Consider the following 20,837-nt stretch of genomic DNA (forward strand, 5'->3'; position numbering starts at 1 on the left):
TTAGCATTTCGATATTTATGTTTTAAATCGAAGATGAAGTCGCTATGATGATTTGTACAGCATCCATGCCTTAGCAAAGAGCCGTTTTACGGCTCTTTGCGTCTGTACCGGGCATCCTGGGATAGCGTAATTTTCTGGGGCGCATGGCTATGAAACCGAAAACAAGCCACTACTTCTTACCCGCTAAGGGAACTTCGCCTAACTGGCGCCAACATCTGCGCCTGTGGGTTGGATTAATCATCTCCATGGGGGGCGTCTGGGCCCTCTGTCATCAGTTCTGGCTTTATGCGCAGGATCACCCGGTGGTCTTGCAGGCTCTGGTCGGCGGTTCAATCGCTGCGCTGGCAACGGCACTGGGTACGGTGCCCGTGATGTTCTCCCAAACCATGTCGCAGCGTACGCAAGATACCTTGTACGGCTTTGGGGCAGGGGTGATGTTGGCGGCATGTGCTTTCTCGCTGGTGTTGCCCGGCCTGGAAGCGGCAGAAAACCAGCAGGTATTTGGGGGCGGTGCCTGGGGTGCAGGCTCGGCGGTTGGCCTGGCTATCTTGTTAGGTGCGGCGGCTTTGATGTTGCTGGATCGTATCTTGCCTCACGAACACTTCATCAAAGGGCGCGAAGGCCCCGGCAGCACCTCGTCTACCAAGCTGCGTCGCACCTGGTTGTTTGTGATCGCGATTACCTTGCACAACTTCCCTGAAGGTCTGGCTATTGGTGTGGGTTATGTCGGTAATGAAGGCGTGCGCGCCAATGCACTGGCCACCGGTATTGCCATCCAGGACGTACCCGAGGGCCTGGTTGTTGCGCTGGCTTTGTTGGCAGCCGGTTATAGCCGTACTTTTTCCGTTCTCCTGGGTATGGCCAGTGGCTTGGTCGAGCCGATAGGCGCCGTGCTGGGCGCGGTTGCCGTCAGCAGCTCGCTGGTGCTGTTGCCCTTTGGTCTGGGCTTTGCCGCCGGTGCCATGCTGTTTGTGATCAGCCACGAAATCATCCCGGAATCGCACCGACAAGGACACGAAACCTTTGCGACGGGCGGTTTGATGATTGGCTTTGTACTGATGATGTTGCTGGATACCGCGTTGGGATAAGAGCTTTGTTTCGCGTAGGCTAAAATCAAGCCTTTCCTGCCGCTGGCAAAAACCGGCGCAGGAGAGGCTTCAAACTATCTGAAGCCCACCTGCGAATCAATCCTTCACCTTATCAATACGTTCCAGCATGCTACGCATCGACAATCTCAGTAAACACTATGGCGACTACCCCGTATTTCAGGGGCTGACTCATACTTTCCAGCCTGGATGTGTGGCGCTTTGTGAAGAAGACAGCACGGGCAAATCCACCTTGCTCAACATTATTGCGGGCCTGATCGAGCCGGATGCGGGCGAGGTTTGGATTGATGGGCATTCATTGGCACAAGCGCCACGGCAAGCCAGGGCCCGTATGGCCTATGTTCCCGATAATTGCATGCTCTTCCCGTCACAGACTGGGCGTGGATTGCTGGAGCAAGTCGCGTCTGAAAAGAACACAAGGGTGGACGAGGCCGCGCTGGATCTGGCCGACAGGCTGGGGCTGGTGCCGCATCTGGACAAGCGCTTTGAACAGATGTCGACAGGGACGCGCCGCAAGGTTTTTCTGACGGCGGCTGCCCTGGGAAATCCGGCTGTCATCATTGCAGACGGCCCTAGCAATGGGCTGGACGCGCAGGCTCGCAGTGCTCTGGCTGAACAGTTCAATATCTGGTCTCAGGATCGCGTCGTGCTGTTTGCCAGCTACGATTTCGAACTGGTACAGGCTTGTGACGCGCAAACCATCAATGTTGCTGACCTGGGTGCCTCATCCCAGATTACCGGGCACGTCTAAGCCACAAATTCGGCAATCCTACGGATTCTTTCACCTGTCCATCTCTCTACTATGGTTCTGCCAAGCAAACCAAAATAAAGGAGACGACATGGCAACAGGATATATTTGGAACACGCTTTACGGCTGGGTAGACACTGGGACGGGCAGTCTGGCCTCGGCCAATCTGGGGGCTCGTTTACAGCCGATTGGTCACCATCTGGCCCACCCGGACACCAAGCGCCGCTTTCACGAACTGGTCTGCGCATCCGGGCAGATTGATCACCTGACCACCATCCAGGCCAAACCTGCACGCGACAAGGATATTTTGCGTGTTCACACCGCAGAGCATTTGGCGAATATGAAACGGGTCAGCGCCTTGCCGACCGGGGGCGATACGGGTGACGGCATCACTACCATGGGCAATGGCGGTCTTGAAATTGCCATGCTGTCCGCGGGTGGTGCGATTGAGCTGGTCAAGCAAGTGGTCAGCCGGGAAGTCAGCAATGGCTATGCGCTGGTGAACCCGCCGGGCCACCACGCTCCCCGTGCCGGAGCAATGGGTTTCTGCATTTTCAACAATACGTCGGTGGCCGCCGCGTATGCGCGTGAGGAGCTGGGGCTGGACCGTGTCGCGATTGTGGATTGGGATGTGCATCACGGCAATGGCACCCAGGACATCTGGTGGAATGATCCTTCCGTATTGACGATCTCTTTGCATCAGCATCTGTGCTTTCCGGCTCAAAGTGGTTTCACCAGCGAACGTGGTGAAGGCGAGGGCCTGGGCTACAACCTGAACATTCCACTGCCACCTGGCGGCGGGAATGCGGCCTACGGCTATGCCATGGAAAAAGTGGTGCTGCCTGCCTTGCGTGCTTACAAGCCGCAATTGATCATCGTGGGTTCCGGCTTTGATGCCAGCATGATGGACCCCTTGGCTCGCATGATGGTGACCGCTTCGGGCTTTCGCCAGATGGCGCGTCAGATTATCGATTGCGCCCAGGATGTGTGCGAAGGCCGCATTGCCTTTGTGCAGGAAGGGGGCTACAGCCCGCACTACCTGCCGTTTTGTGGTCAGGCCGTTATCGAGGAACTGACGGGTGTACGCAGCTTGGCGGACCCTTATGCAGAGTTTCTGGGTGGTATGGGGGGTGACACGTTGCTGGATGCCGAACGTGCTTGCGTGGACGAGGCTGCGGCTTTGCTAAGCGATTTGCGTTAATCGTTTCCTGGCGGTGTAGTTTGAGCGGTGCCTGGACTTCGCCCCATCAGTGGGAGAGTCCGGGCACGGCTGCCAGGATGGCACCATGCGCATCAGGCACATACCAATGATTAAGCGCGGCCTTGACCGCCGCCTCTGTTCGACGAGTAATCCCCAGCTTGCGATGCAAAGAGGTCACATGCGAATGCACCGTGCGTTCGCTTAGAAACAGACTGGCGGCGATCTCCCGGTCGGTATAGCCCGTCATCAGCCAGCCCAATACCTGGATTTCCTTGGCGCTTAATGCAGCGGGCAAGGCCATGGGCACAAGTCTGACCAGGACATCTCCCTTTGGAAAACGCTGCGCCTGCAATCGATAGCTGCGTTTTCCTTCCAGCCAGAATGCCTGCAATGTGGATGTCTCCTGTCGCATGAAGGACAGGGCTTTGGCCAGGGCGGGGCTGAAGGCTGAAGCGTGTGTTGCCATATCTTCGCGCAAGGCGAGCCCACCTGCTTGCGGCACCAGATGCAGCACGATGCCGTTGGGTGGTGCCATATTCTGCATGGCGTCTTCCAGCAATACTTTGGCGCCCAGTGCCAGTGTGCGCACATGGCGATTGAAGCGGCCGGCTTGCTGGGAAGAAAAGTGAATCATCCCCAGATAAGCATCGCCCCGTTGCAGCTCTACCGTCATCCCGTCCTGGAAACCACCGCGCAGCAGGGCATCCGTGTAAATGGCGGTGCTGCGAAAGGGGGGATTCATGGTGTCCGAGCATTCGGAGATGGACGGTGGCAGCAAATCCTGAGGGGAGGCTTGTGCCGTAAAGCCCGGCGCGTAAATCTGCGGAAAGCCGGTCCCCAAGGCCGAGGCACACTTCATGTTATAGCCCTCGCAATGCAGCTCCAGATGAGTACGGCTGTGCGGGGCGCAACCAAGAAGCTGCACCGCATCGAAGTGAAACAGCGTACGTAGGGATTGGATACGGTCGCAGAGACTCAACATGGTGGGGCCTGAGGAAGAATTTGCTAAGGGCGCTAACTACCAACATAGCGTGTGGTGCTTGAGCGCGCAATCGGGCCAAACCCAGGTCACAGGATGACGCCGGTTCTTTAGCTTGGTCCCAAAAAACAAGAACCCTCCGTGGCGGAGGGTTGTCTTGATCGGGTGACAGAGCAGGTGGCTTCACCGTGTCTCTTCAAACCCGGAGAACACGGCCACGATCGCAGTCAGGCTGTCTTACTTGACCGCTTCCAGATAGCGTCTCAACACTTCAGGCCAATTAATCACATTGAAAAAGGCTGCAATGTATTCAGGCCGACGATTCTGATACTTCAGGTAGTAGGCATGTTCCCATACATCCAGACCCAGAATCGGTGTATTGCCCTGCATCAGGGGGCTGTCCTGATTGCCGGTGCTCTCTACCACCAGCTTCTTTTCGGGCGTGACGCTTAACCAGGCCCAGCCACTGCCAAATCGCGAGATAGCGGCTTTGGTAAACGCATCCTTGAAGGCTTCAAAACCACCCAGATCGCGATCAATCGCATGCGCCAGATCCTTGGGCACCGTTGTATCCGCATCAGGCGTCATGACTGTCCAGAACAGGCTGTGGTTGGCATGGCCACCGCCATTGTTGCGCACCACATTGCGCACGGACTCGGGCAGCGTATCCAGCCCGGCAACCAGCTCATCAATCGGTGGACAAGGCAAGCCAGCCGCTTCCAGCGCCGCATTCAGATTATTGATATAGGTCTGATGATGCTTGCTGTAGTGAATCTCCATGGTCTGGGTATCAATATGAGGCTCCAGAGCATGGTAGGCATAGGGTAGGGCAGGTAGGGTGTAAGACAAAACGCACTCCTCGATAAACCCCAGACAACAGCAGCCTGGGGGACAGAATGAAACTTAATGAGAAAAAGAGCGTTCCTGCGGGCTGACGGCTCCCAAGAACAGGGCCGAGCAGGTAGGGACATGATGGGGATAGCGGCGCGCGTAGCGGGCCAGCTCGGCGTAGGTGCGGCGGCTGTGCTGCCAGGCGGCCATGCGCCAGTCATCCGTCAGGCGCGGATTGGCGGCAGCGCAGCACAGGGTTTCGTGTGCGGTACACAGGTGCAGACCTTGCTCATCGCTTTGTCCCAATTGCTCGCAGGCATCGGCCAGGTTCAGGTGAGCAATCACCCAGGCGGCTATCGTGGCATCTGCACCCTCGCCAGAGCCAAAGAGCAGCGGTTTTACATAAGCGCGCGCTTGTTGGTAGTGCGCGATGGCATCGGTGTAATTGTGGGATTGGAAAGCCTGGTTTCCCTGAGTGATCAAATTGCGCCAGGAGGCCAATTCGTCTCGCTGGGTCAGGGCGAGTTGCGGCTGTTGTGTGAGTGTCTGCATGCATTGCTCCTGATAAAGGTAGCGCATCAATAATGAAATTAATGATAATGATTTGCATTTATATTATCAAGGGAATCTAAAAAGCAAATCGTAAGCAGATCAAACGTGCCGGGGAAAGAGGGGGCGGGAAGTGCTGAAAGCCAGTGTTGTCGCGGCTTTGGGCTGTAAGGAAAGCGCTTTAGGTGTATACCCTGAAGTCGCCGGACTCTTGCTTCAGGTCAAGGGTTTGGAACGGGTTGGACAAGAAAAAGGCTGAAAGCCTGGAAGCTTTCAGCCTTGATCTCAAAGTGTCGGAATTGTCTTAGCGACGCTTCACCGACAGCTCGTATTCCATATCCTGGTCATAGCTGCCCAGGGACATGGCTTTGACTTCGTACTCGCCCACTTCCAACTGAACTTCCAGGCGGGCATTCAGATCGCCACCACTGTCATCATCTTCTGCCACGGTTTGGCCGTCTTTACGCAGGGTCAGGTAGGTGTCAAAGGTGGGGGAAGTCATGTCGATGACATAGCTGCCTGCCTGACGCACGTTCAGCGTGTAGCTGTCGCTGGTAATGCCTTGCAGCATCAGCGCTTGACGAGGCTCACCCACACGGATCACACCACCACCGGCGTTGGCAGGCACATCATCGCTAGAGGCTGCCAGCACAAACAGGCCAGCCTGGTTGGAGCCGGAAATCTTCACGGTGTGGTCACCTGCGGCCAGCACGCTACGTACGCGCTGTTGGCCTGCTTCGTCACCGTATTGGTTGGCGCTGTTGGAGTCCACTTCCATCGTGGCCTGGAAGCCTTGGGCGTCCATTTGCACCGTTACCAGCTTGGGTTCGGACAGGGTGAAGCTGTAGGTTTGGGTCTCGCCGGTGAACAAGCCGGTTTTACCGTCGCCATCCAGGCTCAGGCTGTCGCCGGTTTTCAGTTCGATTTCGCCAGTCATCTCTTCCGGTTTGATTTCCAGCGAGAAACCGCCCTGGAAGTTCTGTGCGCCCATGGCCGAGCTGGCTTGAACAATGTATTCACCTGCTTTCAGGTAAACCTGCAGGCGGGCATCGGTGCCGCCGCCGCTGTCATCATCAGAGGCCAGTTCCATGCCGCGACGATCCATCAGTTTCAGATAGGCATCCAGGCTGTTTTGCTCGGCCTTCATGGCCAGGCTGTACAAGCCATCTTTGTCGATATTCAGGCGGTAGCGCTTTTGGCCGCCCAGTGCCCAGTCATGAATAGTCTGGTCTTGGGTCAAAGGCTCGCCCGTGTAGGCTTTCAGTGTGTCTACATTGACTTGGAAAGGACCGTAGGCGCTGGTGTTGAAGCCGCTGACGACCACTTGGTACGTGTCGTTAAAGTCGGCCTTGAAGCCCAATGTGGTGGCCTGGCCTTTGGTTTCGCTGTCAGGACAATCTTCGCAACGCTGGGTACGTGTCACCAGCTCGCCATTGCGCAGCACGCTGATTTGCGGGCGCAGGGGGCCACTGACGCTGATCTTGATGATCTGGCCAGCTTCAGCCTTGACGTCAAACAAGCTGCTGCGTACGCCGTCGCTCAGGTTCAAAAAGCTCTTGCTGGTCAATTCGCCCGAGACGGATTGGCCCAAGGTCAAAGTCTGAGCGGCACCCAGTGTGCTGGGGGCGCTGACTGGGCTGCTGCCTGTTGGAGTGGGTACGTTTTTGGCGTAATAAATGGCGCCACCGGCACCGATGACAACGCCCAGCAGGGCAGCAAATAAGGTAGTTGGCTTCATGATCTCTGAAGACTCGCTAAAAGAGTAAGGCTCCGATAAGCCGGAGGCCGCTAGCGGGCGATTGTACTGGAGCTGAGAGGGCAGGCGCACGCTGTTGCAACAAGATACTACGGTAGTGGCGTTTACTTGGGTGCCAGAGGCTGGGCTTGGATCAATAACTGGATTCGCTTATTGGCCCGGTGAGGAGGTGGACGCCAGAGTGGCGCTTGCGTACTTTGTTACTTTTTAAAGCGGGGCGAACGTCTCACGGTTGCACATAGGGTTGGGTAATGAAGGCGGGAGCCTCGCTAAAAGACTGTCCTCCTCCGGGTGGGGGCGTGGGCGTCAGGGCCACTTGTACCCATTTGCCATGACGACGTTCCAGCAATCGATACTGTTGCTGAGGTCCGATAGGACGACTGGCCAGATACAGCGTGTTGCCCAGCTTGTACAGCGCGGGTTGGGAGGCGGATTGTTTGTCGACTTCGTACACATGGCCTTTATCGACCAGCATGATGGCACCGCCCGGACTTTGCTGGACAGCCACGATGACTTGCTCCTGCTCATCCAGGCTGAGCGCGGGCACACCGACATAGCGCAAGCCCAGGTTCTGTGGCCGTGACCAGGTGCGGTCGCTGCTGTTCTGTGTCAGGCGCAGCAAGTGCTGGCTTTGGCGGTCGCGCACATACAGCTCAATACCGCCTTCCGCATTCAAGATAGAGGCCAGCCCACCGCTAATAGGCGCAGAGGGGATCGCTTGCCAGCTTTGCCATTTCAAGTCCTTTTGTTGCTGGGTCTGGAAGAGCTGGCCTTGCAGATTGCTGGCGTACACATGGGCGCGTCCTTGCTTGTCTACGCTAAGCGTGGCGGGATAAGCCGCCTGGTCCAGCAGGGGCAGCGCTTGCCACGCGCTCCAGCCGTAATCGGGCTGACGGGCCGCACTCCAATAGAAACGCCCGTCGGTTCCCATGGCAAGGGCTTGACTGGCATGGCGACTGACCATCGGAGTGTGCAAGACGCGGGGGCCGGGGACTTTTTGCCACGCCAGCCAGTCATCCTCATCAGGAGATCGGCTGACCCAGACCTGCCCGGTGGCATCGCGTGCAAAAAGGCCGGGGCTGCCATCCGGGTACTGGAAGGCGCTAAGGGCATCGGCCGTGCGTCCTCCCAAGGTCGTCCAGCGTTGTTCGCTCAAATCCCATTGGTTGATCGCGTCGTTTTGCTCGCCAGAGGCGAAGAAACTGAGCTGGCCGTTGCGATCACTGAGCAAGCTGGCGGGATAGTCGGCACGGCTGCTGTAGTAACTGCGTTGCACCCAGGCGGCAGCCGGGCCAGCCGGTTCCTGACACACCGCCGGGCCTTTGCAGGCATGCTGATCGTGCCAGGCATAGCGCCGAAAAATCTCGGTCTTGCTGTGAATTTCATTCAAGGTCAGATTACTGGCCTGTTCTTGAATGGGGTAATCCACATAACCAATCTGTGCGTAATTGCCGGGGGCGGCCAGCATGGCTTCCCGAACCAGACGGGCGCTGGCAATGTGGTCCGGGTGCCCATGGCCGGTACAGCGCCAGCATAGCTGGGTGTAAGGGACCGGGTTGGTGTCATCCAGATAACGAACGCTGGTGGGACGGTACAGCCGTATCAAGGCGGCCAGCGTTTGAACCAACTGCTCGCGGTTCAGCGTCTGTTGCGGGCTATCCAGTGTTTGTACGGTTTGGCCGGGTACGGATTCTGCGCGGCTCAAAGGAGTCAGGCTTCCCCAGCCGGGGCCCAGCCACGGGTCTTGCAGACGCAAATGGCTAAGCTGAATGCCGGGTCTGGCTCGCAAGGTAAATTGCGCTATCGAGGCACTGCCAACCATCAAGCGGGTTTGCTGCCACTCATTGACCAGCCCCGCCATATAAGCATAGGCGGCGCGCACCCCTTGCTCGCGGCTGTACATATACTCCAGCCCGCCTTTGCGTTCGCTGGCGGTCAGATACAGAACCTGCATGCAGGCACCTGCCTGAATATTGCTGGACAGGTCCGGGTTCATGAACAGCAGGTCGTCATCCATATGGCCCACAACGACCAGATCCCGGCTGCCATGGCAGGCATCGGCCGCATGGGCAGAAAGTGGCAAGAGCAAAGCACACAGTCCGCCGAGCAGAATGCGTTTCAAGGTGGTGAGGGCCAGGGAGGCAAGAGGCATGGAGGGGAGGAGAGCGCGGATAAACAAGGATCAGAACGATCCGTCCCGCGTTGCTTGCAGAGGGTGAAAGCAACGTGCCTGCTTAGTATAAGCAGGCACTGTCAGGCAGAAAATAAACATAAATGGCGCCAGGGACTTTGTATCGTAAAGTGTGGCGCCGATGCCGCGATCAGTTCATTCTGGGACGAATGAGCATGGGGGCAAACTGATGCAGGTAATTGAGCATGGCCAGAATCCAGCACAAGCCAGCCGCATGCAGCAGGGGCAGGCTCCAACTGCTGGGAATCAAGGCCAGCAAGCGCAACACACAGGCGGCAATCAGAAGGCCATAACCCAGGACAACTTTGGGCGTAGCACGCAAAGGGCGGCCCAAATGACCCAGAGCGGTGCGGGTCAGCATGCCAATAATCATGATGCTGAATCCGGCCAGACCCACTATATGCACCGGCCAGGCCGCACGCAGAATCCAGCCTGCTTCATAAGCCGCAGCGCTGAGCAAACCTATTGCCAGACCGGCATAGCCCAGATATAGAATCCATAAAAGTGGGGTGTTGCGGCTGGCCCAGGGTTGCCAGCGGCACCACTGGAAGCAAGCGATCAAACCCAAAGCGGCCAGGATAATGGCCAAGGGCAAACGCCAGGGTGTCAGCGACAGCACAATTGCGATGGCGCTCAAGCCCATTTGCCAATGGCCACTGCGGGTTTGAGCAGGCAGGCTCAAGCCAGGCAGAGCACGCATGGCAAAGAAGGGGATGATGCGGCGAGCGATCAGCAAGGTAATCAGCCCCATGGTCCAAAAGCCGCTATAGAAGTAGGGCATGGGGTCCTGGCCTTGAATCAGGCTGTACATGAACAGGGCGTGGCTTAGTCCCAGGGCCAACATGGCGACTGGAATACCGTAGTTGCGCTTGTTCCGGGCGATCAAGATGACGCGGGCCAGTTCAGCGGCAGCAATGACGAAGAACAGGGCATCCAGCAGCAGTGCCGCTATCGCCCCATTGGGAAGCAGAAAGCTGAAACGGGCCAGAATCCAGATCAGGCACAAGGCTCCTAAAGAGGGCCCGCGCAAGGTAGGCTGGCCGGTCCAGGTCGCGCTGGCCGTTAGCAAAAAGCCGACAGCAATGGTGCCAATAAAGGCCCAGAGCATTTCATGGGCATGCCAGTACAGGGAAGGGATAGCCGTATTGGCCAGCCAGCCGGGGGTATAGAGCCAGAGCGCAATGCTGGCTGCGCCCCAGAGTGTGGCTAATAGATAAAGGGGACGAAATCCCAGTTCCAGGAATGCGCGCCATTCTGGGCGGGTAGAGGCAGGGGAGGCAGTCAGAGGAGTCATGGCAGATCAGTTATAAGATGTATTTTAAATATATCTTAAAGGCCGAATAAAACATAGTCTCTTAAAACGATGCTTGGCCTTATTCTTTGTCGGATATTTCCAGCGTGCTGTCTATCATTTTGCGCAATAAATAGACGATAGCTACGCGTTCTGCGGGGTTCAGATTGCCCATGGTCAGTTCGCTGATGGTATGGGCACGAGGAATGACGCGGTCCAGCAGGTCCAAACCTTCCTGGGTCAGTTCCACAATGACTTTACGGCGGTCGTCCTTGTCCGGCGCCAGTTCAATCAGGTCGCGCGACTTCAGTCGTTGAATAATGCCCCGTATGGTGGCCTGGTCAACCGCCGTGGCTTCGACCAGCTCTGTTTGAGAGCTGGGGCCGTGGTCGCGCAAGGCGCACAGCGTCACAAATTGAATAGCGGTTAGCTGGTTGTCGCCCACGTAGTGCTGAAAGATGGCCGTGTGCCGCTGACCCGCCTTGCGCAGCAGGTGGCCGATTTGTTCGGTGACATCGTAGGACAAGGTTTGAGGAGCGGATGAGGGGGAGGTAGGCTGCATAGTCTTTCTGTCTTGTTGTTGAATGGGCAGGCCAGTTGCGTGTAACAACCGGGCAAGTATACCTGTGCAGGGAAGGAATCCAGCCTGATCCAGATCAGTTCTTTCGCATTTAAAGCATTTGGGTTCTTAGGGTGTGCACCGCAATAAATGAGTCTACACACTGTTAAATCTGAAAGTCAGATAAATTTGATGTTTAGATATTCAAGGCCCGATTTTGTTTTGATTTTTATTTATATCTTATTGATATTATTTAAATAAATAGGAGTTTTTCATCATTTATAAAGGTGCTTAAATTTACTTAAGGTAGGTATAAACCCTAGCTCAATCACCTGTTTTCATGCTTAAACTTAGTGTGTACACTACTAAAAAACATGTGGTGAGCACTTTTAATGAGTGCCGTGATTTGGAGCTAACGATGGAAAAAACAGTCAAGATTGCGATTGTAGGGGCCGGTCTTGGCGGAGCCGCTGCGGCGACTCTGTTGCAGCAAGCAGGCTTTGAGGTAGAAGTATTTGAACAGGCGCCAGAATTCTCGCGTTTGGGTGCCGGTATCCACGTAGGCCCCAACGTGATGAAAATTTTCCGCCGCATGGGTCTGGAAAAAGCACTGGACGATATGGGCTCGCACCCCGACTTCTGGTTCAGTCGTGATGGTGAGACGGGCGACTACATGTCCCGTATCCCCTTGGGCGAATTTGCCAAGAAAGAATACGGCGCGTCCTACATCACCGTACACCGTGGTGATATGCATGCCTTGCAAATCGACAGCATCAAGCCTGGCACCGTGCACTTTGGCAAGCGTTTGCAAAACCTGGTGGAACGCGAAGAGGGCGTGCTGCTGGAGTTTGCTGATGGCACCAGCGTGACCGCTGACATTGTGATTGGTGCCGACGGCATCCACTCCAAGATTCGCGAAACCTTGCTGGGCGTGGAAGATCCTATTTACAGCGGCTGGGTTGCACACCGTGCCCTGATCCGTGGTGAAAATCTGGCCCGTTTTGCCGATGAGTTTGAAGACTGTGTGAAATGGTGGACAGACGACCGCCACATGATGGTGTACTACACCACGGGCAAGCGTGATGAATACTACTTTGTGACGGGTGTGCCCCATCCGGCCTGGGATTTCCAGGGTGCTTATGTAGACAGCTCGCAAGAAGAGATGCTGGCCGCATTTGAAGGCTATCATTCCACGGTTCAGAATTTGATCAAATCGACCGAAAGCATTACCAAGTGGCCTTTGCGTAACCGTAATCCGCTGCCTTTGTGGAGCCGTGGCCGTCTGGTGATGTTGGGCGACGCATGTCACCCCATGAAGCCTCACATGGCTCAGGGGGCGTGCATGGCCATTGAAGACGCCGCCATGCTGACACGCTGCTTGCAAGAGACAGGCTTGTCGGACTTCCGTACGGCCTTTGATTTGTACGAACTCAACCGCAAAGAGCGCGCGACTCGTGTTCAGTCCGTCTCCAACGCCAATACCTTCCTGCGCACGCAAGAAGATCCGGCCTGGGTTTACGGCTACGACCTGTACGGTCAGGACTTGAAGTCCAGCTAAGCCGCGTAAGGTGCAGAACCCGGGAGCGATCCGGGATCTGTGCCGTAGCAATCTGATCGGGTCCCGGTTCTGGGCGCGGCCTCTCGCTAGAGAAGGCCCGCCTGATCGGGGGTCACCGTTGATACGTCATTCTTCATCTGTAAACGGTCTGCAACCCACTGGGGGGAATGCGGACGCGTTCAGGGCCCTGCTGTGTTCTGTCAGGCGCTGTTTTTAGGCAGTTTTCTGGTTCACCAGGCATACCAATAATTATCCGGAGATATACAAGGTGCATTCATCCATCCAAAGTCCCACGGCTGTGCCTGCAGGCCGGGACGGAAACGGAGATCTCTATAAGAAGATCGTCTGGCGTCTGATCCCATTCCTGTGCTTTTGTTATCTGGCCGCCTATCTGGACCGAATCAACGTCGGTTTCGCGAAGTTGCAGATGCTCGACCATTTGCAGTGGAGCGAGACGGCTTACGGCTTGGGTGCCGGTCTGTTTTTCCTGGGCTACATCCTGTTTGAAGTACCCAGCAACCTGATTCTGGAACGTGTGGGCGCCAAGTTGTGGATTGCCCGCATCATGATTACTTGGGGCCTGCTCTCTGGCCTGACCATGTTTGTCACCACGCCAACGCAGTTCTACATTTTGCGTTTTGTACTGGGTGCGGCAGAGGCCGGTTTCTTGCCAGGCGTGCTCTATTACCTGACCTTGTGGTTCCCGACCTACCGACGCGGCAAGATTATTGCCTTGTTCATGATTGGTTTGCCCCTGTCCAGCGTGATTGGTGGCCCCTTGTCCGGCTGGATTATTGGTCACTTTGACCATATGAATGGCTGGCGCGGTTGGCAGTGGTTGTTCCTCTTGGAAGCCATTCCTAGTGTGCTGCTCGGTATCCTGACTTTCTGGGCTTTGCCGAATAACTATCAGTCTGCGCATTGGCTTAACAACGAGGAAAAGTCCCGTTTGGCGGCGGATCTGGCTGCCGACGATGCCGAAGGCAAGGGCGTCAAACACAGCTTTAAAGATGGTTTCTTCAACTTGAAAGTGTGGATGCTGGGTGGGATCGACTTCTCCATCCTGCTGGGTACGTATTCCATCAGTTTCTGGATGCCGTCCTTTATTCGTGCGGCTGGTGTGCAAGATCCATTCCAGATTGGTTTGATGACAGCGATTCCTTCTCTGGCCGGTGTGGTGGGGATGCTGATGATTGGTGCCAGTTCGGACCGTCGGCGTGAACGTCGCTGGCACCTGATTGTGCCGCTGACCATCGGAGCGATTGCGCTGGTTGCCAGTACCTTTGTGGCGCACCATGCTTGGTTGACGGTTCTGGCCTTCACGGTGGCGTCGGCAGTGATCATGGGTGCCGTGCCTGTGTTCTTCAGCTTGCCAGCCACCTTCCTGAAAGGCACTGCTGCAGCAACCGGTTTTGCTCTGGCTTGCTCCTTGGCCAATATTGCTGGTCTGGTCAGCAACTCCCTGATTGGTTGGGTCACCGACCTGACAGGCTCGGGCAGCGCCGCTTTGTGGTTGTTTGCGGGTAGCCTGATGGTGAGCTGCTTGCTGGCTTACGCCTTGCCTGCCAAACAGGTAAACCGCTAAGTCGCTGTTTGCTCCTGTGGTCTGAAACACAAAAAACATACCCGGCTAACAGCCGGGTATGTTTTTTTATGGTTGCGGCGTCTTGGGTACGCCGCTTTGCCGAACCAGGGTGGCGGGCTTGTGGCCGATCACCGATCAGGTTCAGGCAGTAACTTTGCTGCCTTGTTGCAGCCAGGCTTGCAAATCTACGGTTTCATACAGAACTTGAGCGCTTAGAACACGCAAGCCATGTGGGCCGCTGTCTAGAATGCGGTGTTCACCTTGGGCTTGTTGCAGCTCCAGTTCGCTGTCGGGCAGCGTCATCAGATGTCGGGCCACGGCAATCAGTTGCTCGGGTGGGCAGCAGGGGCTGGATTCAAAATGGCCGACTTCTTTGCCGTTTTGGCGGAGGATCAGGCGTAATGGATTCATGATGTTGTTGCCGTATCAGAGACGGGCCAGTAAAAGTTGTTGGGCGTGGCGCGTGCACCAAAAATGGCTTGTCCAACGCGCACAATCGTGGAGCCTTCGGAGATAGCGACTTCATAGTCACCCGACATACCCATGGACAGCTCACGGATGTTTTCAGCGTGGGGAATGTCGTTGCGGAGCTGATCGCGTAAATTGCGCAGCAGGGCAAAGCAGGGGCGTACCCGTTCGGGGTCTGCGTCCATCAAGGCCAGGGTCATCAGGCCTTTGACTTTCAAGGCAGAAAACTGTGGTAATTCGCGCACAAACGCGTGCACTTCTTCGGGCGGCAAACCGAATTTGCTGTCCTCGCTGGAGGTGTTGACCTGCACAAAGACGTCCAGGCTGCGGCCTTCAATTTGCAGGCGGCGATCCAGTGCTTCAGCGGTTTTGAGCTTGTCCAGCGCATGAAATTCGGATGCAAAGCGTGCAACGGACTTGGCTTTATTGCTTTGCAGGTGTCCAATAACAGCCCATTCCAAATCCGGCAGCTCTTCGCGCAGGGCCTCGTACTTGCCTTCGGCCTCTTGCACCTTGTTCTCGCCCAGCAGGCGGCAACCGGCTTGATAGGCCAGGCGGATACGGTCAATCCCGAAGGTTTTGCTGACCGTCAGCAAACGCACATCACCAGCGGCACGACCGTAACGTACGCAGGCAGCATCAATTCTTTGTTGTACCAGGGCAATGCGTTCCCGAAATGCCTCTACACTGGTGGAGGTGGGATAATGCTCGGTGTGAAGTAGATCAGGGGCGGATTCGGACATGGCGCACCAGTAAGGAAGAAAAAAAAGATAAACTCGACCCTGCGGGTCGCGCATAAACTATTATGTCATAGGTCAAAATGAATATCCAGGGAAGCAATGCGAAGGAACTTTTCGATGATATCCGACAGCAAGTGGCGCTGGGGCGTATTGCTCCGGGACAGGTCTTGCCGCCGGTACGCGAACTCGCCCAAACACTGGGATTGAACCGAAACACCGTCGCACTTGCTTATAAGCGTTTGGTGTCAGCGGGCGTGGCCGATGCGCAAGGCCGTCGTGGCACGCGTATTCGCGAAACCATTCGGGAGCTGGCGCGTGAAGGTCATGGAGCCAGCTCGGCTCTGCAGGATCTGGCCAGTGGTAATCCGGCGCTGGCGTATTTGCCCGCACCGACACAACTGACAGCAGGCGTGCGCGGCCAGACCCAGGCCTTGTACGGTGCGGACCCCTTGGTGCCTGAACTGCGTGCGGTGTGCCAGCAGGTGTTCCATAAAGACACTCCTCTGGAAACGGATTATCACGTCAGCTACGGGGCAGTCGATGCGATCGAGCGTTTGCTGCAAGCCTTTTTGCTGGCAGGCGATAAAGTCGGGATTGAAGACCCTGGCTATCTGAATAGCATCAACTCGGTGCATACGCTGGGCTACAAACCGGTAGGCATTGCGGTGGATAGCGAGGGCATTGTGCCTGCTTCCTTGGAAGAGGCCCTGGAGGATGGTTTGCGTGCGTTGATTTTGACACCGCGTGCGCATAATCCTACGGGGTGTTCCTTGAGTCGGGCGCGCGCCAAGCAGATCGAGCAAATTCTGAAGAACTATCCCGAATTGCTCTTGATGATTGATGACCATTTCTGGATGTTGGCCAGCAGCCCTTATCGCAATGTGATCCCCGCTGATCATTTGCGTTGGGCCTTGATCCGCTCGGTATCCAAAGGTTTGGGCCCGGATTTGCGCGTTGCTTTGGTAGCCTCTGATCTGCAGACCAGCGAGCGCTTGTCACAGCGCTTGGCCTCGGGTGCGCAATGGGTCAGTCATCTACTGCAGCAAATGGTCGTGCATGGGCTGACGGATGCGGATATCAAGGCGCAGACCCGTGTGGCGCAAGCCGCTTATGTGCAAGCCCGCGCGGATTTGATGCAGGCCCTGAAAAAGCAAAGCATTCCTTTTTGGGATAGCGAAGAAGGCTTCAACTTGTGGATTCCTCTGGACCGCGAAGCCGAACCTGTATTGGCTGGTTTAGCCGCAAGGGGCTGGCTAGTAAGATCCGGCCAAGTGTTTGGTGTCAGCAATCCAGCCCAAGGTTTGCGAGTCAGCTTTGCCAATCTGGATGCCAAAGGCGCGCAGCGCTTTGCGACGGATTTAGCCCAGGTACTGCAAGAGCGTTATTAGTCACTATCTTGCTGCTTCTGGCGAAGTAGCAAGATAGTGAACTCTATACCGTGCGCCCACCCATTCAGCTAGAAAAGGGGGCGCTATTTTTATGGGCCTTATTATTTATTTAGTAGGCCGATTACTGATCCATTGCACTGCCAGGACGCTGCCCATCACCAGAATAATGCCGACCAAACTGGAGCCCGTCATGGCCTGGCCCAGGATCAACCAGCCCAGAATAACGGCGGTCAAAGGACTGAGCAGACCCAGCGAAGACACCGCGACTGAAGGCAGTACGGCAATCCCTCGGAACCACAAAGTGTAGGCCAGCAGGGCACCGACCAGGCACAGATACAGATAACCGCCAATTTGCACCGTGCTCAAAGAGCTATCCAGCGGTGGGTCCAGCCACAAGGCGAGGGGGGCAAGCATCAGGCCACCGAGCATCAACTGCCAAGCGGTGAAAGCCAGAATCGGCATGCCACTACGCCAGCGATGCGACAAGTAGGTTCCCAAGGCCATGCACAAAGCGCCCACAATTGCGGCCACCATGCCCCAGGTATCCCATTGGCTCTCTGGGGAAAGCAGCAAAATACCCATGCCGAAAATACCGATCACGCAGGCCACCAGTGCCATCGTGACGGGACGTTTTCCTTCCAGAGCCCAGGCCAGCGCAATCACAACCAAAGGTTGAGCGGCCCCGACCACCGCCGCCAGACCACCGGGCAAGCGGTAAGCCGCCACAAACAGCAGTGCTTGAAAGGCACCAATATTCAAGGCCGCCAAAATCAGGGTCCGCCCCCAATCGCCACGCGCTGGCATACGACGACTCCAGAGCAAGAGCATCAGACCTGCGGGAAAGCAACGCAAAAACGCAGCAATGAACGGGCGGTCAGGCGGCAAAATTTCGGTAGTAACAATATAGGTTGAACCCCAGATGGCGGGGCCTAGTGCGGTCAGTGCCGTCACAATCCAAAGCGATAATCGGTTCATGGTGAAAGTATCTTGATGTCGAGATAAATGCCAGTGTAGGGATGATTTATCTTAATATCAAGATAAATATCAGAATCGAGAAATCATGAGTACGAGCGAAGAACACGACGCGGTAGACCTGATCATCAAGCAATGGCGTGAGCAGCGGCCGGATCTGCCCAATCTGGATGCCATGGCCTTGCTGGGCCGTATGACACGTTGCTTTCAACTGGTGCAAAAGCAGATGAGCGAAAATTTCAGGCGTCACGGCTTGCAATTGGGCGAATTTGATGTGCTGGCCAGCCTGCGTCGTTCCGGCCCGCCCTATACCTTGGCACCTACAGCCCTGTTTTCTACCTTGATGGTCAGCTCCGGCACCATGACGCATCGTTTGCAGGGCTTGGAAAAGCAAGGTTTGATTGAGCGAATTGCTGACCCGGAAGATGCCCGCCGCATTTTGGTGCGCCTGAGTCCGGCCGGTCTGGCCTGTGTGGACACCGTGGTCGTTGACCATTTGGCGAATGAAGAAAACTTGCTGGAAGGCCTGAATACCGAGCAACGTCAAAGCCTGGACAGCTTGCTGCGCGACTGGATGCGTGTGTTGGAGTCGCGCCAGAGTTGAAGGAATGCTAAAGTAGCTGGATATATACACAGCCTACTTATGACCCCGCCAGAGCTTCCTCCTTTTTACTATCTGCATAATTTTCATCAGGTTTTGCAGTGGGTACAGCACGCCAGTTCCGACTTGCTGGAGCCGGAACACGTCCATTGTGGTCGCCGCTTTGTAGCGGCTTCCCAATCTGCCCAAGCGCTGTTAGTCCGATTGCTGATGCGTAAAGGGCCTGTATTTCGCATCGACAAGCTGCGTTACGACGAGATTGCGGATCTGGATGTGGCAGTGCAAGAGCTCAGTGCCTGTGGCTTGATTGAGACGAATCCAGACCTCGATCTGGCAACCTTGTTTGCGGTCCATACCGTGCCGGAGCTGCGTCGCTTGTTTAGTGATCTGCCTGCGGCTGGGCGCAAGTCAGATTATCAGGCGTGGATCAGCCAAACCTATGGCGACCAGGCACGCCACTTTCAGGAATGGTGCGCCGACACCCGATTGCAGGCTCCCATGCTCCGTCTGTCCCCGGAGGTCATGCACTGGGTGCAGCGTTTGCAGCTTCTGTTCTTTGGCAATCATTATCAGGACTGGTCCGAGTTCGTGCTGAGTGATCTGGGCCTGTATCGCTACGAAACGGTACTGCTGGATCAGGCCAGCCGGGCGTTCCGGCATGGGGGGGATGTACGCCTGTATGAAACCTTGTCTGAACTACGTGATACCCAGGACGAGGCGGATCCCGAGCAATGGGCGCAGCGCTTTGCGGCCGTGTTGACGATTGAAACGGATAGCGATTGGTTGCAGCGGCGCAAGGCAAAAACCCTGTTCCAACTGGGACAGCAAGCAGAGCGCCAGCATTGGTGGCCGCTAGCCGAGCAGGCCTACACCCAGACGAGCTGGCCGGGCGCACGCTACCGTCAACTGCGTGTATTGGAGCGCCAAGAGAACCATCAAGGTGCGTGGCCCCTGTTTTGTCAGGCCTGGGGACAGCCAGAGAACGAAAGTGAAACCCAGAAGTTGCTGCGTATGTTGCCGCGCATGCGTCGTAAATTGTCAGTCGACGTGCCGCCCAGTTCTCCGGCAAGTACACCGGCCAGTCGCACTCAACGTAGTGATCTGGTCCTGTTTGATGACGGTAATCGAGTTGAAGCCCAGGTCTTGGCGCATTGGGACAGTCCTTTGGCGCCTGTTTATTACGTAGAAAACGCCTTGTTTCCAGCCTTATTGGGATTGCTAAGCTGGGACGCTATTTTCGCTCCCTTGCCCGGCGCGTTTTTTCATCCCTATCAAGCCTGTCCTGCTGATTGGGGCAACCCGGATTTCGTATCGCGTCGTCAGAACCTGTTTGATCAAGCCTTAAGCGTCCTGGACAGCGCTGACTATAAAACCGTGATCTGGCAGCGCTGGCAGGAAAAACGCGGCATACAGTGCCCCTTGCTGATCTGGCCTGCCTTGGATGAAACCCTGATCGAGCAGGCTTTGCATTGCATCCCGGCGCAGCATTTGCAGTTGGTCTTCAAGCGCATTTTGCAAGACTGGCGCGACAATCGCTCCGGCTTGCCGGATTTGGTGCGTTTTACACCAGCCCAGCAAAGCTATGAATTGATTGAGGTAAAAGGGCCAGGGGACCGTCTCCAGGACAATCAACGGCGCTGGCTCAGTTATTTTGAGCAGCACGCCATTCCAGCCCGTGTTTGCTACGTCACTCGGCCTGAATTCGTATGAAAGCCTGGACCGTAGGCGTACGAGCTTTGTGCGAATTCACCGCCCGCAGCGGTGATCTGGACCTGCGCTTTACTCCTGCGGCCACTGCTCAGGAAGGCATTTTGGGTCATCAGCAGTTACGGCTGCGTCGCCCGGAGCATTACGAGGCGGAAGTTCCTCTGTCCTATGAAATGGAGGGGCTTCTGGTGCGGGGTCGGGCCGATGGTTTTGATCCTGTCAGCCACTGTCTGGAAGAGCTGAAAACCTATCGGGGGGCGTTTGATGCCATCCCCGAGCATCACCGTCGTTTGCATCAGGCCCAGGCCAAGGTCTATGCCGCCATGATTTGTCAGGAGCGGGACCTGCCGGGCGTGACGGTGAGTGTGGTGTATTACCACGTCGACAAGCATAAGGAGACCTGCGTATCCGAGTATCTGGAGCGCGCGGATTTGTGGGCCTTCTTCGAGGAACACTGTCGCGCCTATGTGGAGTGGGGGCGGCAGGAACAAAAACATCGTCTGGCGCGGGACCAGGCCTGTACCGATCTGCAATTTCCTTTTGAGCAGTTTCGCGCCGGTCAGCGTCAATTGGCGGTGGCTGCGTTTCGTGCGCAGCGTGACGCACA

At 56.1% G+C, this 20,837-nt stretch carries 18 protein-coding genes; 8 read left to right on the forward strand and 10 right to left on the reverse strand.

Translation table 11 applies throughout. The annotated features are described in order from the left end of the window. The first annotated feature begins 143 nt into the window (after nucleotides 1–143). The 3 genes from JYG33_RS02980 (at nucleotide 144) to JYG33_RS02990 (ending at nucleotide 3,055) form a co-directional block, all read left to right on the forward strand. Entirely contained in the window at nucleotides 144–1,088 is a 945-nt protein-coding gene (locus tag JYG33_RS02980; RefSeq protein WP_207874228.1) for a ZIP family metal transporter, read from the forward strand. 127 nt (nucleotides 1,089–1,215) lie between these two features. Continuing rightward, nucleotides 1,216–1,857 carry an ABC transporter ATP-binding protein gene (locus tag JYG33_RS02985; RefSeq protein ID WP_207874230.1) on the forward strand — a complete coding sequence of 214 codons (642 nt, stop codon included), beginning with the start codon at nucleotides 1,216–1,218 and terminating at the stop codon, nucleotides 1,855–1,857. A gap of 88 nt (nucleotides 1,858–1,945) precedes the next feature. Then, nucleotides 1,946–3,055: a class II histone deacetylase gene (locus JYG33_RS02990; protein WP_207874232.1), complete on the forward strand. Its 1,110-nt coding sequence runs from the start codon at nucleotides 1,946–1,948 to the stop codon at nucleotides 3,053–3,055. Nucleotides 3,056–3,101: 46 nt separating this feature from the next. Here the strand turns inward: JYG33_RS02990 and JYG33_RS02995 are convergent, their stop codons facing one another. The 7 genes from JYG33_RS02995 to JYG33_RS03025 form a co-directional block, all read right to left on the reverse strand. After that, complete coding sequence (locus tag JYG33_RS02995) at nucleotides 3,102–4,037, reverse strand: helix-turn-helix transcriptional regulator (protein ID WP_207874234.1); 936 nt, start codon at nucleotides 4,035–4,037, stop codon at nucleotides 3,102–3,104. Between the two features lie 234 nt (nucleotides 4,038–4,271). Next, nucleotides 4,272–4,883: a superoxide dismutase gene (locus tag JYG33_RS03000; protein WP_207874236.1), complete on the reverse strand. Its 612-nt coding sequence runs from the start codon at nucleotides 4,881–4,883 to the stop codon at nucleotides 4,272–4,274. 54 nt (nucleotides 4,884–4,937) lie between these two features. Beyond that, nucleotides 4,938–5,417, reverse strand: coding sequence for a hypothetical protein (locus JYG33_RS03005; protein ID WP_207874238.1), 480 nt, complete (start codon nucleotides 5,415–5,417; stop codon nucleotides 4,938–4,940). A 301-nt stretch (nucleotides 5,418–5,718) separates the two neighbouring features. After that, complete coding sequence (locus JYG33_RS03010; protein ID WP_207874240.1) at nucleotides 5,719–7,152, reverse strand: hypothetical protein; 1,434 nt, start codon at nucleotides 7,150–7,152, stop codon at nucleotides 5,719–5,721. A gap of 244 nt (nucleotides 7,153–7,396) precedes the next feature. After that, the gene (locus JYG33_RS03015) at nucleotides 7,397–9,322 is read right to left on the reverse strand and encodes a PIG-L family deacetylase (protein ID WP_207874242.1); all 1,926 of its coding nucleotides are present in this window, start codon (nucleotides 9,320–9,322) and stop codon (nucleotides 7,397–7,399) included. Nucleotides 9,323–9,491: 169 nt separating this feature from the next. Continuing rightward, complete coding sequence (locus JYG33_RS03020) at nucleotides 9,492–10,655, reverse strand: NnrS family protein (RefSeq protein WP_207874244.1); 1,164 nt, start codon at nucleotides 10,653–10,655, stop codon at nucleotides 9,492–9,494. Nucleotides 10,656–10,734: 79 nt separating this feature from the next. Then, entirely contained in the window at nucleotides 10,735–11,214 is a 480-nt protein-coding gene (locus JYG33_RS03025; RefSeq protein WP_207874246.1) for a MarR family transcriptional regulator, read from the reverse strand. A gap of 415 nt (nucleotides 11,215–11,629) precedes the next feature. On the opposite strand from JYG33_RS03025, the gene JYG33_RS03030 reads away from it, so the two are divergent. Together JYG33_RS03030 and JYG33_RS03035 are read left to right on the forward strand one after the other, a co-directional pair. Beyond that, nucleotides 11,630–12,769, forward strand: a complete 1,140-nt coding sequence (locus tag JYG33_RS03030; RefSeq protein ID WP_207874248.1) for an FAD-dependent monooxygenase — start codon at nucleotides 11,630–11,632, stop codon at nucleotides 12,767–12,769. Between the two features lie 268 nt (nucleotides 12,770–13,037). After that, nucleotides 13,038–14,354 carry an MFS transporter gene (locus tag JYG33_RS03035; protein WP_207874250.1) on the forward strand — a complete coding sequence of 439 codons (1,317 nt, stop codon included), beginning with the start codon at nucleotides 13,038–13,040 and terminating at the stop codon, nucleotides 14,352–14,354. Nucleotides 14,355–14,495: 141 nt separating this feature from the next. On the opposite strand, the gene JYG33_RS03040 is transcribed toward JYG33_RS03035, so the two are convergent. Next, nucleotides 14,496–14,765, reverse strand: coding sequence for a hypothetical protein (locus tag JYG33_RS03040; protein WP_207874252.1), 270 nt, complete (start codon nucleotides 14,763–14,765; stop codon nucleotides 14,496–14,498). Then, nucleotides 14,762–15,565, reverse strand: coding sequence for a YggS family pyridoxal phosphate-dependent enzyme (locus JYG33_RS03045; RefSeq protein WP_153229967.1), 804 nt, complete (start codon nucleotides 15,563–15,565; stop codon nucleotides 14,762–14,764). The genes JYG33_RS03040 and JYG33_RS03045 overlap by 4 nt, the downstream gene beginning before the upstream one ends. 77 nt (nucleotides 15,566–15,642) lie before the next feature. On the opposite strand from JYG33_RS03045, the gene JYG33_RS03050 reads away from it, so the two are divergent. Beyond that, nucleotides 15,643–16,950, forward strand: a complete 1,308-nt coding sequence (locus JYG33_RS03050) for an aminotransferase class I/II-fold pyridoxal phosphate-dependent enzyme (RefSeq protein WP_207874254.1) — start codon at nucleotides 15,643–15,645, stop codon at nucleotides 16,948–16,950. A 105-nt stretch (nucleotides 16,951–17,055) separates the two neighbouring features. On the opposite strand, the gene JYG33_RS03055 is transcribed toward JYG33_RS03050, so the two are convergent. Continuing rightward, nucleotides 17,056–17,925, reverse strand: a complete 870-nt coding sequence (locus JYG33_RS03055; RefSeq protein WP_207874256.1) for a DMT family transporter — start codon at nucleotides 17,923–17,925, stop codon at nucleotides 17,056–17,058. An 85-nt stretch (nucleotides 17,926–18,010) separates the two neighbouring features. Between JYG33_RS03055 and JYG33_RS03060 the strand changes: the two genes are divergently transcribed. Both JYG33_RS03060 and JYG33_RS03065 read left to right on the forward strand, forming a co-directional pair. Beyond that, nucleotides 18,011–18,526, forward strand: a complete 516-nt coding sequence (locus JYG33_RS03060; RefSeq protein ID WP_207874258.1) for a MarR family transcriptional regulator — start codon at nucleotides 18,011–18,013, stop codon at nucleotides 18,524–18,526. A 39-nt stretch (nucleotides 18,527–18,565) separates the two neighbouring features. Then, nucleotides 18,566–20,233, forward strand: coding sequence for a VRR-NUC domain-containing protein (locus tag JYG33_RS03065; protein ID WP_207874260.1), 1,668 nt, complete (start codon nucleotides 18,566–18,568; stop codon nucleotides 20,231–20,233). The last annotated feature ends 604 nt before the right edge of the window (nucleotides 20,234–20,837 follow it).

This window comes from Alcaligenes sp. SORT26 (assembly GCF_017377875.1).
Classification (GTDB): Bacteria; Pseudomonadota; Gammaproteobacteria; order Burkholderiales; family Burkholderiaceae_B; genus Alcaligenes; species Alcaligenes parafaecalis.

Excerpts from the sequence above, each read along its gene's own strand:
- JYG33_RS02980 (WP_207874228.1), top strand. The coding sequence starts at position 144 with ATGGCTATGAAACCGAAAACAAGCCACTACTTCTTACCCGCTAAGGGA.
- JYG33_RS02985 (WP_207874230.1), top strand. The coding sequence starts at position 1,216 with ATGCTACGCATCGACAATCTCAGTAAACACTATGGCGACTACCCCGTA.
- JYG33_RS02990 (WP_207874232.1), top strand. The coding sequence starts at position 1,946 with ATGGCAACAGGATATATTTGGAACACGCTTTACGGCTGGGTAGACACT.
- JYG33_RS02995 (WP_207874234.1), bottom strand. The coding sequence starts at position 4,037 with ATGTTGAGTCTCTGCGACCGTATCCAATCCCTACGTACGCTGTTTCAC.
- JYG33_RS03005 (WP_207874238.1), bottom strand. The coding sequence starts at position 5,417 with ATGCAGACACTCACACAACAGCCGCAACTCGCCCTGACCCAGCGAGAC.
- JYG33_RS03010 (WP_207874240.1), bottom strand. The coding sequence starts at position 7,152 with ATGAAGCCAACTACCTTATTTGCTGCCCTGCTGGGCGTTGTCATCGGT.
- JYG33_RS03015 (WP_207874242.1), bottom strand. The coding sequence starts at position 9,322 with ATGCCTCTTGCCTCCCTGGCCCTCACCACCTTGAAACGCATTCTGCTC.
- JYG33_RS03020 (WP_207874244.1), bottom strand. The coding sequence starts at position 10,655 with ATGACTCCTCTGACTGCCTCCCCTGCCTCTACCCGCCCAGAATGGCGC.
- JYG33_RS03025 (WP_207874246.1), bottom strand. The coding sequence starts at position 11,214 with ATGCAGCCTACCTCCCCCTCATCCGCTCCTCAAACCTTGTCCTACGAT.
- JYG33_RS03030 (WP_207874248.1), top strand. The coding sequence starts at position 11,630 with ATGGAAAAAACAGTCAAGATTGCGATTGTAGGGGCCGGTCTTGGCGGA.
- JYG33_RS03040 (WP_207874252.1), bottom strand. The coding sequence starts at position 14,765 with ATGAATCCATTACGCCTGATCCTCCGCCAAAACGGCAAAGAAGTCGGC.
- JYG33_RS03045 (WP_153229967.1), bottom strand. The coding sequence starts at position 15,565 with ATGTCCGAATCCGCCCCTGATCTACTTCACACCGAGCATTATCCCACC.
- JYG33_RS03050 (WP_207874254.1), top strand. The coding sequence starts at position 15,643 with ATGAATATCCAGGGAAGCAATGCGAAGGAACTTTTCGATGATATCCGA.
- JYG33_RS03055 (WP_207874256.1), bottom strand. The coding sequence starts at position 17,925 with ATGAACCGATTATCGCTTTGGATTGTGACGGCACTGACCGCACTAGGC.
- JYG33_RS03060 (WP_207874258.1), top strand. The coding sequence starts at position 18,011 with ATGAGTACGAGCGAAGAACACGACGCGGTAGACCTGATCATCAAGCAA.
- JYG33_RS03065 (WP_207874260.1), top strand. The coding sequence starts at position 18,566 with ATGACCCCGCCAGAGCTTCCTCCTTTTTACTATCTGCATAATTTTCAT.